15 protein-coding genes are annotated in these 15129 nt (G+C 44.2%); 4 read left to right on the forward strand and 11 right to left on the reverse strand.

The features are described from left to right. Positions 1-186: 186 nt before the first annotated feature. From azu to norR, 4 genes are all read right to left on the reverse strand, one after another. Complete coding sequence (gene azu, locus J4N43_RS17320) at positions 187-639, reverse strand: azurin (RefSeq protein WP_005375211.1); 453 nt, start codon at positions 637-639, stop codon at positions 187-189. 335 nt (positions 640-974) lie between these two features. Then, positions 975-1625, reverse strand: a complete 651-nt coding sequence (locus J4N43_RS17325; RefSeq protein WP_053350068.1) for an HAD family hydrolase — start codon at positions 1623-1625, stop codon at positions 975-977. Between the two features lie 269 nt (positions 1626-1894). Beyond that, the gene (locus J4N43_RS17330; protein ID WP_053307894.1) at positions 1895-2413 is read right to left on the reverse strand and encodes a DUF7691 family protein; all 519 of its coding nucleotides are present in this window, start codon (positions 2411-2413) and stop codon (positions 1895-1897) included. Positions 2414-2811: 398 nt separating this feature from the next. Beyond that, positions 2812-4344, reverse strand: a complete 1533-nt coding sequence (gene norR / locus J4N43_RS17335; RefSeq protein ID WP_053350069.1) for a nitric oxide reductase transcriptional regulator NorR — start codon at positions 4342-4344, stop codon at positions 2812-2814. 190 nt (positions 4345-4534) lie between these two features. Here norR and norV point away from each other — a divergent pair, with 190 nt between their 5' ends. From norV to J4N43_RS17355, 4 genes are all read left to right on the forward strand, one after another. Continuing rightward, complete coding sequence (norV, locus tag J4N43_RS17340; RefSeq protein WP_158159414.1) at positions 4535-6037, forward strand: anaerobic nitric oxide reductase flavorubredoxin; 1503 nt, start codon at positions 4535-4537, stop codon at positions 6035-6037. A 10-nt stretch (positions 6038-6047) separates the two neighbouring features. Continuing rightward, the gene (gene norW, locus J4N43_RS17345; RefSeq protein WP_053350071.1) at positions 6048-7196 is read left to right on the forward strand and encodes an NADH:flavorubredoxin reductase NorW; all 1149 of its coding nucleotides are present in this window, start codon (positions 6048-6050) and stop codon (positions 7194-7196) included. Positions 7197-7238: 42 nt separating this feature from the next. Next, a complete protein-coding gene (locus J4N43_RS17350) occupies positions 7239-7577 on the forward strand; it encodes a TehB family protein (protein ID WP_005375231.1) in 339 nt (112 codons plus the stop codon). Positions 7578-7761: 184 nt separating this feature from the next. Further along, positions 7762-8640 carry an NAD(P)-dependent oxidoreductase gene (locus tag J4N43_RS17355; protein ID WP_017635296.1) on the forward strand — a complete coding sequence of 293 codons (879 nt, stop codon included), beginning with the start codon at positions 7762-7764 and terminating at the stop codon, positions 8638-8640. A gap of 194 nt (positions 8641-8834) precedes the next feature. Here J4N43_RS17355 and katE2 read toward each other — a convergent pair whose 3' ends face one another. From katE2 to J4N43_RS17390, 7 genes are all read right to left on the reverse strand, one after another. Next, positions 8835-10274: a catalase KatE2 gene (gene katE2, locus J4N43_RS17360; RefSeq protein WP_017821260.1), complete on the reverse strand. Its 1440-nt coding sequence runs from the start codon at positions 10272-10274 to the stop codon at positions 8835-8837. A gap of 291 nt (positions 10275-10565) precedes the next feature. Continuing rightward, positions 10566-11183, reverse strand: coding sequence for a glutathione S-transferase family protein (locus J4N43_RS17365; RefSeq protein WP_005375238.1), 618 nt, complete (start codon positions 11181-11183; stop codon positions 10566-10568). 14 nt (positions 11184-11197) lie between these two features. Continuing rightward, the gene (gene curA, locus J4N43_RS17370) at positions 11198-12232 is read right to left on the reverse strand and encodes an NADPH-dependent curcumin/dihydrocurcumin reductase (RefSeq protein WP_053350072.1); all 1035 of its coding nucleotides are present in this window, start codon (positions 12230-12232) and stop codon (positions 11198-11200) included. 151 nt (positions 12233-12383) lie between these two features. Next, the gene (locus J4N43_RS17375) at positions 12384-12983 is read right to left on the reverse strand and encodes a TetR/AcrR family transcriptional regulator (RefSeq protein ID WP_005385858.1); all 600 of its coding nucleotides are present in this window, start codon (positions 12981-12983) and stop codon (positions 12384-12386) included. 50 nt (positions 12984-13033) lie between these two features. Beyond that, on the reverse strand, positions 13034-13354 hold the full coding sequence (gene yqfB, locus J4N43_RS17380) for a N(4)-acetylcytidine aminohydrolase (protein ID WP_005385855.1): 321 nt from the start codon (positions 13352-13354) through the stop codon (positions 13034-13036). A 67-nt stretch (positions 13355-13421) separates the two neighbouring features. Continuing rightward, positions 13422-13817, reverse strand: coding sequence for a VanZ family protein (locus J4N43_RS17385; protein ID WP_053350073.1), 396 nt, complete (start codon positions 13815-13817; stop codon positions 13422-13424). Positions 13818-13819: 2 nt separating this feature from the next. Next, positions 13820-15127, reverse strand: coding sequence for an oligosaccharide flippase family protein (locus J4N43_RS17390; protein ID WP_053350074.1), 1308 nt, complete (start codon positions 15125-15127; stop codon positions 13820-13822). Positions 15128-15129: the final 2 nt, after the last annotated feature.

The raw sequence follows: 15129 nt of genomic DNA on the forward strand, positions 1-15129 counted from the left end.
AACCGATTTTTACCCATGAGTTTTCGTAAAAGAACTTAATCTCAATGGAGCAAGGGTTTCTTACTTGCTATGTTTCTTGGTCACGTTTCCAGACGTGTTAGACCTTTCTCAATTGCTATTTTATCTATCAAAAAGGGAAGCCTTGGCTTCCCTGTAATGAGTCTTCTTTTGGCTTGGCTAAATCTTTTATTTTAGCTCAAATTTACCCTGCATGATTGCCCAGTGCCCCGGGAATGAACAGAAGAATGAATAGTCACCGCCGGCTTTCATTTTCTCAGTACTGAACGTAATGCTGGTGCTTTCACCGCCACCAATTACTTTTGTGTGAGCGTAGACGCGATCATCATTTGGTTTTACGTAGTTATTTTCTGCTCCAGCTGCCATGCCATCAGTACCGACTGCTTGCAGGTTGGCTGTGTCAGAGATGACCACGTTGTGACCCATCGATTGCGCTGGCATCTTACCTGTGTGATTCAGCGTCAGTTTTACCTCTTTACAAGTGGCTGGTACGCTCAATGTTTTAGTAGAAAACTGCATCATATCGTTAGCATCTAATGACACTTCACACTCGGCACTGGCTTGGGCACCAAAGCTCATTCCGACTAATGCGAAGGTTGTTGCTAATAAACGTAAAGACATATAACACTCTCCATTTTGTATTTTAGGCTGACTTGGATTGATCTTATCCAATAGTTCTCATTATCAGCCAATTTTCACTCCAAAAACGTGCTTCAATCGGTATATTGACGTTTTGTTGCAAGCTTGTACTGGTCAGTTCCGCTATTTGATCACTCAAATACCTTATTTCATGCGATTGCGTGAGTTAAATCAAAAATCGTGATGAACCAGAGTTAAGGTGAAAATAATCTCGCTAAGCGGGTGGCAGAATTGTTTGGTTTTACGGTATTGGAGAGGTTTCGAGAAAGAAGCTCAGCTAAATTGCTGAGCTTCTAGAGAACAGATGACAAGTAAACCTAGCGAGTTTGTTTTAACGTGTGCAACACATCATGCAGTGAAGGTGCGACGGTATGGCCTAATTGTTTTATTTCGTTGCAAGGCTCAACCAAATCAGGAATTTGATAAGTGATCATGTTCGCTGCTACCGCAGCACGCACGCCATTATTTGAATCTTCAAAGGCGAGACATTTGGTTGGATCTACGCTTAGACGACTTGCTGCAAGCAGGTAGATCTCTGGATCAGGTTTGCCGTGTGACACTTCACAGCCCGTCGTTAAGTTGTCGAAATACTTGCTTAGGCCCGCTAACTCCAACTTCTTCTGTGCCACTTCTTTTGCTGTAGAAGTGGCGACTGCAATTGGCAACCCTTGGCTTTTCAACCACTCAAGCAGCTCAATCACCCCTTCTTTTACTGGTATCGCTTGGTGCTTAACCACAGCGTCGTAACGGTCGCGCCACTCTTGGTGTAAGCGGTCAAGATCATCCCCATAAGCTTTACGAAAAATCACTTCAATGCCCGCTGCATTGCGACCAATGATTGAAAGATAAACATCTTTATAGAAGGGTAGGTTCTGGGCTTCACATGCTTCTTGGAAAATATGCATACAGACGCGCTCAGTATCAAGGAGCAAACCATCCATATCAAAAATAGCAGCTTGGTAGTTCATTACATTAAGACTTTTTGGTTGGGATGGCGCATTTTGACACAAGCAGATCGGTTTTTCTTCTAAAAATTAGAACTTGATTTTGATCCTATGAGTTCACATTGCCTTTGAACACACTATACACAGAGTCTATAAATTAGGTGTGAAATATAACATTTTTAAAATTACAAAAATTTCAGTTAAATAGATAAAACTCTATCTTAATATAAGCTAGAGTTTTATTAATATTCTATTGTCATTTTAACTATTGGATAATTTATTAATAGTTAAAATTAATAATAAAATAATACCAAGTCACGATTGTTTACGACTGCATGAGTGTACCAGCTCTTGACTTCAGATATTTGTTGCTCTGATAAGCCTCCGAAGTCAACATTATCTTGGTGAATATCTTGATTTTTTATCATAAAAACAACAGGGAAATCGTCAGGCAATGGGAATTTTATGGGATAATCGGTGTTAGTGAATGGGATATCGCAGAAATCGTTTACATCGCATGGATACCAAGAGTTATTGGACAAGTAATAACCAGTTATCTTACATATAGCTTCAAGCAAGTAAGCATAGGCGTAACCCAAGTGACTGTATTTTATCTCTTCAGACAGCATCTGCATAAGAAGCTCTTCAGCTCGGATGCTTTCGCCACTACTTTCCAGCATTTCATTAATCACTTTAAAGGAGTCTTGACACCTTTCCATGATGGCTTTTTCTAGCTCTGGATTACGCTCATTCTTTAGTACGTTAAAAACCTTTTCAGTATCTAATGAATATACTGTCGCCCCATATCCCATATTTTATTCTCCTCACTTTTATACAGTTAAATTCATTTAAGTGTTTTTATCGAAGGGATTATATTTTGATGTTTTTTGAAGGTAAAGTGTATACATAGAGGTTGTATTTATTATGATGAACTTTGAAAGTTTAGATTCTTAAAATAAATACTATATATTTAATTTTATTAGATCTGACTCATAAAAATACCTTAACTATTATTGTGTTTATTGTTAAGGGTTATTAAATCTGTGAGGTGGTTCAAGACAATAAAATTTAGAAGAAAATACCGTCAAACTTAGGTGGCTATTCTATCTGAGCACTCAGCCCACTACTTATAGTGGGCTGAGTGCGCGGTTGGGCATCAGGCACATTGTTTGGCGATGAATATGCCATATTAGGTGATATTCGTTAGTGTCTATTTTATCCCTAAGCGCTTCGCTAATCGGTGTAAGTTGCCGTTGTCCAGTTCCAACTGACGTGCCGTTGCTGCCCAGTTGCCTTGGTTTTCTTCCAGTGCTCGAACAATCATCGCTTTTTGGAAGGCATCTGTGGCAGGCTTTAATCCACCTTCTGGTAGCTCACGCCGAGAGTTTTGCTCCGTTTCTTCAACATTCTTGATGTTCTGATTCGGCGTTCGAATATCAAAATCTTGCTCAACCAACTCAATGTCTATGGCGTGAGTACGTGCTTTTGCCAAAACACCAGCACGTTTAATGACATGTTCAAGCTCTCGCACGTTGCCTGGCCATGAATAGTCTTTGAGTGCCTGCACCAAAGTGGGAGACAAACGAATGCTGTTCAATCCCAATTTGCTTCTTAAGCGTTCGGCGAAAAAGCCCGCTAACAACACCACATCGTCTTCACGTTCACGAAGAGGTGGAACATGAAGCGGGAAGACGCTTAGGCGGTGATATAAGTCGGCTCGGAAGCGACCAGCAGTCACTTCTTCATGCAATATACGGTTAGTGGCGGCGACAATGCGTGTGTTGACTCGAATATGGCGGTCATCACCCACACGTTGAATGTCTCCATATTGTAGAGCTCGAAGTAACTTGGCTTGCAGCTCTAACGACAGTTCGCCGACTTCATCCAAAAACAGTGTGCCGCCATCGGCTTGTTCGAACTTACCTTTACGATTGCTGATCGCGCCCGTAAATGCGCCTTTGATATGTCCGAACAACTCGCTTTCCGCGACTGATTCGGGCAGCGCTGCACAGTTGAGGTAAACCAAAGTATTGTTCGAGCGGCTAGAGCGATGGTGGATAGCGCTGGCAACCAACTCTTTACCTACGCCCGTTTCTCCCATGACCAACACAGACAATTCCGTATCGGCGACTGCATCAATCTGTTCTTGAAGATTCTTCATGCCCTGAGAGTTGCCAATGATTTCGTTACTCAACGTGCGTTTCTCAGCGTAAGAGTCACGTGGCAGGCTCGCTTGAGTCTCTAGTTGTTCTAGTAGGAGTGCAGTGTGCAAGCCACCTGCTGCCAACGCGCTGACAAAACGTAACTCTTGGTTGCGTAGCCCATCAAATTGGTTGGGGTCGAAGGCGTCAATCGTAATGGCACCAATCAGTTGATCGTCGATCAGCAAAGGTAAACCAATGCAGGAATGGACATGCAGTTTGTCATCGTGGTTTGGAATCAAGCCGTCGTATGGATCAGGTAAGTCGCTGTCGGAGGGAAAGCGCACGATATCGCCTGCTCGGGCAATGGCTTCTAATCTTGGGTGTTGCTCAATAGAGAAACGGCGTCCAAGGACCTCTTTCGCCAATCCATTGATCGCTAAAGGTTTAAAGTGCTGGTCTTCATACAAAAGAAGGGCTGAAGAGTCACACTTCAATACATCTCGAATCGCCGTTAATAACGTATCGAAGCGAGCCTGTTGAGTGAGCGCCGAGTTAAGGTCTTGCGTGATGTGTAGCCATTGCGCGATTAAAGAAGTCATAGCCAATACCGATTGTGTCAATATGACTATTGTAGTGTCTTAATGACAATTTTCAACTGTGTCCAAATGACACTTATCAAAGTTGGATTTTAATTAAGATATTGAAATATATAGTAATAAAAAGTTGGCATGCCCAGTGCAATACAAGAAGAAATTATTTTTGTTTATCCCGTCATTCAAGGTAGTAATTATGACAATTCACGTAAAAAACAACATCCACTGGGTAGGTCAACGCGATTGGGAAGTTCAAGACTTCCACGGCACAGAATACAAAATGACAAAAGGTACCAGCTACAACAGTTATCTAATTCGTGAAGAGAAAACCGTATTGATTGATACGGTCGATCATCGATTCAGTCAACAATTCATCCAAAATTTAGAAATGGAAATCGACCTTAAGTCTATCGACTTTATCGTGATAAACCATGCAGAAGAAGATCACTCAGGCGCATTGTCGGCATTAATGGAGAAGATTCCAAACACGCCAATTTACTGTACAGAAGCGGCGATTGAGTCGATTGTGGGTCATCATCACCATCCTGAGTGGAACTTCAAAACCGTAAAAACGGGCGATAGCATTGATATTGGTAACGGTAAGCAATTGGTGTTCGTGGAAGCGCCGATGCTGCATTGGCCGGACAGCATGATGACCTACCTAACTGGCGATGCAGTGTTATTCAGTAACGACGCATTTGGTCAGCACTACTGCGATGAACGCTTATTCAATGATGAAGTGGATCAAAATGAGTTGATGGAACAGTGCTTGCGTTACTACTCAAACATCCTAACGCCATTCAGCAGCTTGGTAACTGCAAAAATCAAAGAAGTGCTGAGCTTTAATTTACCTGTCGACATGATCGCTACGTCACACGGTATTGTATGGCGCGATAATCCAGTTCAAATCATCGAGCAATACTTGGCGTGGGCAGACAATTATCAGGAAGATCGCATTACGATTTTCTACGATTCTATGTCAAACAACACTCGAATGATGGCTGATGCCATTGCGCAAGGCATTCACGATGTCGACCCTGGGGTCGCGGTCAAAGTCTTTAATGTCTCTAAGCATGATAAGAATGAAATTCTCGCCAATGTATTCCGCTCAAAAGGCATCTTGGTTGGTTCATCTACCATGAATAACGTCATGATGCCGAAGATCGCTGGCATGCTAGAAGAAATTACCGGTCTGCGCTTTAAAGCGAAAAAGGCCGCTGCATTCGGTAGCTACGGGTGGAATGGTGGCGCGGTGGATCGTATCCATGCTCGATTGACCGACGCAGGTTTTGAAACCGCAGTGAGCTTGAAAACCAAATGGCGACCAGATGGTAAAGCGATGCGTGAATGTCGCGAACATGGTCAGAACATCGCGAAATTGTGGGCAAAGCATGACCTGACAAGTCCCGTTATTTCGCCGGCGATTGCTGCGTCTGCACCACAAGTTCAATCACAACCCGCTGCGCCAGCGACAACACAGGCGGTAGTAGATGCTGCTCCTAGCAACCCTAGTACAGAGGCGCATCCTGCAGATTGTCAATGCATGGTTTGTACGGTTTGTAATTGGGTATACGACCCAGCTAAAGGCGAGCCTAATCAAGGCGTTGAACCGGGCACGGCATGGTCTGAAGTGCCAGATTACTTCTTGTGCCCAGAATGCCATTTGGGTAAAGACGTCTTTGTCGAATACAACGGGTAAGGGGGCGAATATGCAAGCACCTATTGTGATTATTGGTAGCGGCTTTGCGGCTTACCAATTGGTGAAAACAGTGCGTCGAATGGACGCACATATTCCGCTGCAAGTGTTTACTGCTGATGATGGCGCGGAATACAACAAGCCCGATTTGAGTCATGTATTCAGCAACAAGCAAACCGCCCGAGACTTGGTAGTTAAAAGTGGTGAGGCGTTTGCACAGGAACACAACATCGAACTGTTCGCCCATACCAAGGTTGAGCATGTCGACGTGCAAGCTCAGCAAGTGGTCGCCAACGGCCAAACCTATCCTTATTCCAAACTGGTGTTTGCGACAGGCGCGAAAGCCTTTGTGCCACCAATATCTGGCGATGCAGCACCTGAGGTGATAACGCTAAACTCGCTACAAGAATATCAATTAGCGGAAGAGCAAATTAGCCGTGCGAAACGAATTCTAGTAATGGGTGGTGGTTTGATCGGCGTCGAGATCGCCATGGATCTCGCAACCAGTGGTAAAGCCGTTACGGTGGTTGAGCCAAATCCCCGTTTGCTCGCTAACTTGATTCCTGAATTTGTTGCATTACCGCTGGAGAATCAACTTAAGCAGCAAGGTATTCAACTTGCTTTGGAGACTGGAGTTGTCGCGATCAATCACTCGGAAGATTCGCTGGTGGCAAGCTTGAGCAAAGGTAAGGAAATCGAAGCCGATGTAGTGATTTCAGCGGCGGGTTTACGTGCAAACACTTGGTTAGCGAAGGCTTGTGGGATGAGTGTCAATAAAGGCATCGAGGTAGATGCTCGATTACAGACATCAGTTGCCAATGTATTTGCATTGGGCGATTGCGCCGAGATCCAAGGTCGAATGATGCCGTATCTCCAACCGATCGTGCTAAGTGCCAATGTTTTAGGGAAACAACTACTGGAGCAAGAAGCAGAGTTGAAACTACCGCCTATGATGGTAAAGGTCAAAACGCCGAGCTACCCAATTCAATTGGCAGGCGATTTTAGTTCGGTGACGAACTGGAGCGTGCAGATTTCTCAAACTGGCATTGCCGCGAAAGCAGAAGATGAAAATAGCCGACTCATGGGCTTCGTCGTGACGGGAGAACAAGTTACGCAAGCATTTCCACTACTCCGAGAGTTGTCTCAAGCCGCTCAGGCTTAACCGATTTTAACGAAAAGAATTGTAATTAGAGAGGGTATCATTATGTCGCATCTAAGAATTCCTAAAGACTGGACTGTTCAACGTTCAACGCCTTTCTTCACTAAAGACAATGTGCCACCAGCGCTACTGACTCATCATAATACCGCTGAGGGAGTGTTTGGACAGCTGTGCGTCATGGAAGGGCAAGTGACTTACTACGGCTTTGCTGATGAAAATGCCACAGAAGCAGAAGTGGTGGTGGTGATTAATGCAGGCCAGTTTGCTACAAGCCCACCGCAGTACTGGCACCGTATTGAGATGAGCGATGATGCTCAGTTCAACATCAATTTCTGGTCGAATAAGGACAAGAGTGGGCAAGCGATGTTCCATGCTAAGCAGTAGTAAACCTTTTTAAGTGCTTTGACTGTTATGCTAATCGTCAAGTAAAGGGGTGTAGAAGGCGCAATAAACGAACTGAAATACTGGATCATCGAGACCGTGGAAAGAGAAATCACGAGTAATGATTTCAATTCTTTAGTAGCATGTTACGAAACATTTCAGTCAGGTGAACTAAGGGAAGCGTGCAATGGAAAAACAACGAGTAGCATTTATTGGTCTGGGTGTGATGGGGTACCCAATGGCTGGTTACCTAAGTAAAGCGGGCTTTGAAACCAAAGTATACAACCGCACAAAAGCGAAAGCCGATAAGTGGGCTGAAGAATACCAAGGTGTGGCTTGTGAAACACCACGTGAAGCCGCAGAAGGCTGTGACATTGTTTTTACCTGTGTGGGTAATGATGATGACGTTCGTAGCGTTGTTTACGGTGAAGAAGGCATTCTGGTTGGTTTGAAAGCGGATGCAGTGTTAGTGGATCACACGACGACTTCTGCAGACCTAGCGGTTGAGCTGGCTGAAGCGTGTGCTAAGTATGGTAATCACTTCATTGATGCGCCAGTTTCTGGTGGTCAAGCGGGCGCAGAAAATGGTGTTCTAACCATCATGTGTGGTGGTGAACAAAGCATTTTTGACTGTGTGTCTCCGGCGATGGATGTGTACGCGAAGCAGATGACGCTACTGGGTGAAAACGGTCAGGGTCAACGCTGTAAGATGGTAAACCAAATCTGTATTGGAGGCGTTTTACAAGGCCTGAGTGAAGCTTTGCTGCTGGCACAAAAATCAGGCTTGGACATCGCTCAAGTTGTAGAAACGCTTAAGCATGGCGCTGCAGGTTCTTGGCAGATGGAAAACCGCGCAAATACGATGGCTGAAGACAAGTTCGATTTTGGCTTCGCTATTGATTGGATGCGCAAAGACTTAGGTTTCTGTCTGCAAGAAGCTGAGCGAGTGGGTCTAGAACTTCCACTGACTAAGAAAGTGGATGAGCAATACGCAGACCTTCAACGTGATGGTTTAGGTCGCATGGATACATCAGTACTGATCAAAGCGGTCGCTAAAAATCAGTAGTTGATGAATCAGTAATAGATAAACAGTTCTTTGGTATCAAAGAGCTTAAAGAAATCTAAGTTAATCATAATGAACCTCCTTGAGCATGGTTTATGACTTGTGATTAAGGATTAGTGATTTGAAATCAGGAGGTACTGTAGAGTACCTCCTTTTTTCGTCTTTAAATCACACAGTGTAATGATTGCAGCGTTCGCTTACTTGTTTAAGCCTAGTGCAATTTCAAGACCTTTGCCGTACGCTTCGTCCGCTTGGTATGCGTGTTGAACGTGGCGCTGTTGGATGAACTCTGGCACACCGTCCATTGCGCGAGCTGTGTTATCGAACAGAGTTTGACGTTGCTCTTCGCTCATCAGACGGAATAGGTCACCCGCTTGGCTGAAGTAGTCTTCGTCTACACGATGATCGTAGTGATCAGCGTTGCCGTTGATGCGTAAAGGTGGCTCAGAGTAATCTGGTTGCTCTGCCCATTCTTGTTTGTAGTTTGGCTCGTAACCTAGTGTTGAACCAAAGTTGCCATCAACGCGCATTGCGCCATCGCGGTGGTAGCTGTGAACAGGACAACGAGGTGCGTTCACTGGGATTTGATGATGGTTCACACCTAGACGGTAACGCTGAGCATCGCCGTAAGCGAACAGACGACCTTGTAGCATCTTATCTGGAGAGAAGCCGATACCAGGTACGACCGCTGCTGGGTTGAACGCTGATTGCTCAACTTCTGCGTAGAAGTTTTCTGGGTTACGGTTCAGTTCGAACTCACCAACTGGGATCAGTGGGTAGTCTTTTTGAGACCATACTCGTGTTAGGTCGAATGGGTTGAAGTTGACTTCATCCGCTTCTAGCTCAGGCATGATCTGTACGTACATCTTCCATTTAGGGAAGTCTTGACGCTCAATCGCTTCGTAAAGGTCACGGTGATGGCTTTCGCGGTCTTTACCTACGATTGCTTCTGCTTCTTGGTCAGTTAGGTTTTTGATGCCTTGCTGAGTTTTGAAGTGGAATTTCACCCAGTAACGCTCGTTTTCTGCGTTGATGAAGCTGAATGTGTGGCTACCAAAACCATGCATATGACGGTAAGAAGCAGGGATACCACGGTCACTCATTACGATAGTCACTTGGTGGAATGCTTCTGGTAGTGATGTCCAGAAATCCCAGTTGTTGGTAGAGCTACGCATGTTAGTGCGAGGGTCGCGTTTTACTGCGTGGTTTAGGTCTGGGAATTTTAGTGGGTCACGTAGGAAGAATACTGGTGTGTTGTTACCAACCAAGTCCCAGTTACCTTCTTCAGTGTAGAATTTTAGTGCGAAACCACGGATGTCGCGTTCTGCGTCTGCTGCACCGCGCTCACCAGCTACAGTAGTGAAGCGAGCGAATAGTTCTGTTTTTTTGCCGATGTCAGAGAAGATCTTAGCGCGAGTGTATTTTGTGATGTCGTGCGTTACTGTGAACGTACCGTAAGCACCAGAACCTTTTGCGTGCATACGACGCTCAGGGATCACTTCGCGGTCAAAGTGTGCCAATTTTTCAAGGAACCAAACGTCTTGTAATAGTTGAGGGCCACGAGGACCTGCAGTCATAACGTTTTGGTTATGTGCGACAGGGCAACCTGCTGCTGTAGTCAATTTCTTGTTTGTCATTTTTCTTCCCCCTCCAGGGCTCAATACCATAGAAACTGTAGAGGAGGTTATTACGGAAAAGCTGGAGGAGAAAACTGATATTGCTTATCAATTCAATAGATGGTGACTATGGTCGAAACTATATTAGAATCAGAAATTTACTACATTAGCTTGATTGACATAACAATCGACGTTCTCGAAAGCGATTGACTGAGGGGGAGCGCTATCCAGTTAGCGTGTCTGCGATGCCAGTAATATCGCCCCTTAAATGAAGTTTTACGTGTCATCAAAGGGGCGAAAGGGGGGAAGTAATTAAGAGTACTTCACTTCAAGTTGTTCAGCTTTTGCAAATGCTGGGTGTGTCGCGAGCTGTTTCCCATAACGTTCAATATTAGGGAAGTGATTAACTAAACCAAACTTTTGAACCAATTCGACAATGAAAGACATCATGATGTCAGCGCCAGTCAGACGCTCTTCTACTAGGTAAGTTTTGCCTTCTAAGGATTGCTCGAAGTAGCCTAGTACATTCATTGCTTCCTTGTCGGCATAGCCTGATAAAAACTGAGTTTCATTTGGCTCTTTGCTTACGAAGATTTTTAGCAGCATAGGTAAAATTGCAGAGCTTTCTGCAAAGTGCATCCATTGCAAATATTCTGTGTGTGCTTTTGTACCACGCTCAGGAGCAAAGGCTCCGTCACTGTATTTCTCAATCAAATATTCGGTCATTGCACCTGACTCAATGATAATCTCGCCGTTATCTTCAAGAACAGGTGACTTTCCTAATGGGTGAACACTTTTTAGTTCTGGCGGTGCCATGAAGGTCACGGAATCACGGACATAGGGTACAATCTCGTAATTTACATCTAGCTCTTCAAGTAACCAAATGATGCGCTTTGAACGAGACTGATTGAGGTGGTGAAGTTTAATCATTTACATATCCCTTTTTATAATGGGTCGTTAATCTGTACTACAAGCTTGCCGAAATTCTTACCTTCCAACAGACCGATGAATGCTTTTGGCGCATTGTCCAGTCCTTGTACTAGATGTTCGCGGTATTGGATCTTTCCTTCTGCCAACCATTGATTAATATCTTGCGCAAATTCACCGTAACGATGTCCGTAATCATCAAAAATGATGAAGCCTTGCACCTTGATTCGTTTGGTCAGGAGCTTACCCATTAGTAATGGAAGATGGTCGGTACCTTCAGGCAGCTCTGTCGCGTTGTACTGAGAAATCAAACCACAAAGTGGGATACGCGCATTTGTATTCAGAAGTGGCATTACAGCCTCGAATACTTTGCCACCTACGTTTTCGAAGTAAACATCGATACCTTTGTCACAGGCATTTTTCAGTTGTTCTGCAAAGTCTTCAGCTTTGTGATCAATACACTCATCGAAACCAAGCACCTCTTTAGCGTAACGGCATTTTTCTTCTCCGCCTGCTATACCAACAACTCGGCAACCTTTGATTTTACCAATTTGACCAACTGTTGCGCCTACAGGCCCCGTAGCAGCTGCTACCACGATGGTTTCCCCTGGTTTTGGCTGACCAATGTCGAGTAAACCCATGTACGCGGTAAATCCTGGCATACCTGCAACGCCTAACGCGTAAGAAGGGTTTTGCGGTTCTTTACCAAGTTTAATGACCATCTCACCAGTTGAGATAGCGTAGTCTTGCCAGCCAACAGTGTAGGCAAGAACCCATTCACCTGCTTCGTAATCTGGGTGGTTTGATGTTTCTACCTGACAAACTGTACCACCGACCATTACGTCATCAATTGCAACAGGGTCAGCGTATGATTCGGCATCACTCATGCGACCACGCATGTATGGATCTAGAGATAAATAAACCGTTCTCAATAGCATTTCACCCTCTTTCGGAGTCGGTTTCGTTACCTCTTCTAAACGAAAGTTTTCTTGTGTCGGTGCACCATGGGGACGTGACGCGAGTACGATTCTGCGATTTGTTGCGTTAGTCATATCTATCTCACTTGTTGATTAGACCGGTCGTCTAGTATTTGTTTCAAAATATCCCGCTTATTTAAAGCGGGAAGGTTTACTGTGTTAACACTGACGCTTTTTCTGACAGTGAAACGTGTGTAGGGTGTTCATTCTGCTTCCACGCCGCCCGTTATGGGCAAGTGCGCGTATTCTGCAGTAAGTGTTGAGTATAGGTCAGACTTTGCGTCAATGCTGCCTGATCTTGATAAAGTTTGTTCAGCAAGCTAGCGCCATTCCAAAGGTAGTATATCTGCCTTGCTAATAACGCACTGTCACCATTGGGGATTGAGCCATCTTGAATGCCGATGTCAATGCAATCCGCTATCGCTTGAATGGTTTTGTCTGCTCCTTGGCGTAATGCCAAGCGCATTGACTCAGAGAGATCGGAGACTTCTGCACTTAACTTAACCAATAAACATTTGTTCGCATTACACACGTCGTCTTCTACTTTGACCATTTCTTCGAAATAGCTCATTAGGCGTTGGTAGCCACTCAGTTCAGTATTGGTAAAGCGTGCGTTTAAACGCTCAAAATACTTAGTAAAGTAGTCTTGAATCATCGCTTCACCAAATTGTTCTTTGGACTTGAAGTAATGATAAAACGAGCCTTTTGGCACTGCGGCCTTTTTTAATAGCTCTGAAAGACCAACACTCGTGAACCCTCGGTTTACGATCAACTCGTATCCGACGTCGAGAATATGTTGGCGTGTGTCATTCGTCTTTGCGTTCATGAAGTTTACTATAGAATGAATTAGACCAGTCGTCTAGTATTTGTTGTGGGTTATTTAATCAGCTCATACTCAATAACAAAGAGCGTGTCGGTATTTGGGTAGATTTCTCTAATTAACTGCTTGAGTTTTGGTAGTTCGATGGCTTCTTGTTCTGCATGAAACTCATTAATATCTTCAAAGTGAAGTGGTTCTACAGAACGTATCTTGATATCGCAGACTTTACGATCCGTTTCTAAGGTAAAAACTTCGACTTCTGTATTGGGAACGTAATGGCTTTCTGATTCATCTCGAATCGTTATCGTCTTTTTGCCTGACGTGATCAACGGGGTTAAGAATTCAAAAAAAGTAATCTTGGTTGGATGAGATGGCATGATGTACTCGTTAGTCTGGTTGTTTGGCGTAATTATATACCCAAATCCCCCAGAGATTCCTGTATTACTAGAACGATCGAGTGCGGATGAAGCGAATTAACTTGGCACTAAAGTAACCTGAGATAACGCCTATCCAGTTGGTGCTGAGATCATCAAAACTAAATGATCGATTTGGAATAAAAAGTTGGCTTATTTCTTCCATTGAAACGATAGCCAACAGCAGTAGCAAAAGACGAATCCCAAAAACGTCGGTTTTATTCGAGCTCACCAGAGAAGGGAACGTGAAGACCGATAAAAAGCCGATCAATAAACTGAAAGTAAAGTGAAGCGTACTCGATCCGCCTAAGTAGGTTTCCATTTGCAGGTAAGCAGTATGGTGTAGGTCAGAGCTTTTCCACAAAGAGAGTGAAGCGGTTAGCATCAGGACTAAAACAAAACTCGTGCGTGCCAGTATTAAAGCCATAATTAACCTATTGGAAAGAAGCCTAAGTAACGTTTTACAAAGTACAGTGCAGCTAAATTCTGGATAGCCATGCCAATTGCCATTGCCCACGCTGCACCAATCACACCAAACATTTGACAAAGCGTAACAAGTAGGCAGATGGACACCGTACCGGAGGAAATTGTAATGTATTTCATGGTTCTCTCATGACCGCTCATTAATAATAAAAAACCTACTGAACCAGTCGCAACATTGACTAACTGCCCCAGAGAAAGGACGACTAATAGTGGTGCCGCGGCGAGAAACTCTCCACCAAAAAGTTGCATTACAAACTCGGGGAAGAGGGTGCAAATAATTACGGGTACAATCGCTAAACCAACATTGGCTCGGCACGCCAAGCGGCTCAGATTCTGCAGTTTGCGCATTTGGCGCTCTTTGTAGAGAGACGCAAACATCGGGGCGACCACAAAGTTAATGGTAATCAGCACAAAGCCAATCAGTAGTGATGTGCGTTGGGCTGCGGCTAACAAACCGAGTTCCGCTGTTGAGATAAAAAAGCCCGCAATAACAAGGCTTCCCCACTGAAGAACATTCGTGAAGATACTGCCAACCCAGACTTGCTTGGCAGAAGCGACCATTTTTTTGTTTGGTACGAAAGCCGATGTTTGATATTGATCTGAGCCCAGCCAATTGGCACTAGATATGACCGCGACACCTATGCTCGCTAAAAGCAGTGCGGTCATTAGATTGTTGATATTTTGCTGACCGATATAGTCTAGGGCAAAGACAAAAATGACCATCAACATGCTTACCCCAAGCTGCAACGCAAACAGAGATGATACGACTTTTCTACATGCTTGAAGCACCCGACTGTTGGTTTGCGCAAGCACCAAGAAAGGTATGCAAAGCAAGCATAAAATAATCGCATACATTGGTGATTGAGTCTGGTTTAGCTGCTCTGGAAACAGATTAAACCCTGCCAACAAAACGCCTATGACGAGCAAGCAAAATGCCATACTTCGATAAAGTGCGGTTTTATAGTTTTGGCTTTGTTCAAGCTTCTCTTTGTTATTAAAAGCGATCGCATTGTAACGAACTAACGAGACATCAAAACCTAGCTGAGAAACGACGGCGAGTAGCGAGACTAGGTTGAATAAAAAGAAAAATTGACCGGCCGTCGAAGCGTCACTGGTCTTCGATACAATCAGAGTCAGTAAAAAAGCAAATAGCGCACTCAACACACGCGTGATTGCGGTTTTTAATCCAGCAGATAACAAGCTTTTTTTACCGCTGGGCATCAACAGTAATTTTTGTTGAACAGTGTGAAACATAG

This window comes from Vibrio sp. SCSIO 43009, assembly GCF_023716525.1.
Lineage (GTDB): Bacteria > Pseudomonadota > Gammaproteobacteria > Enterobacterales > Vibrionaceae > Vibrio > Vibrio alginolyticus.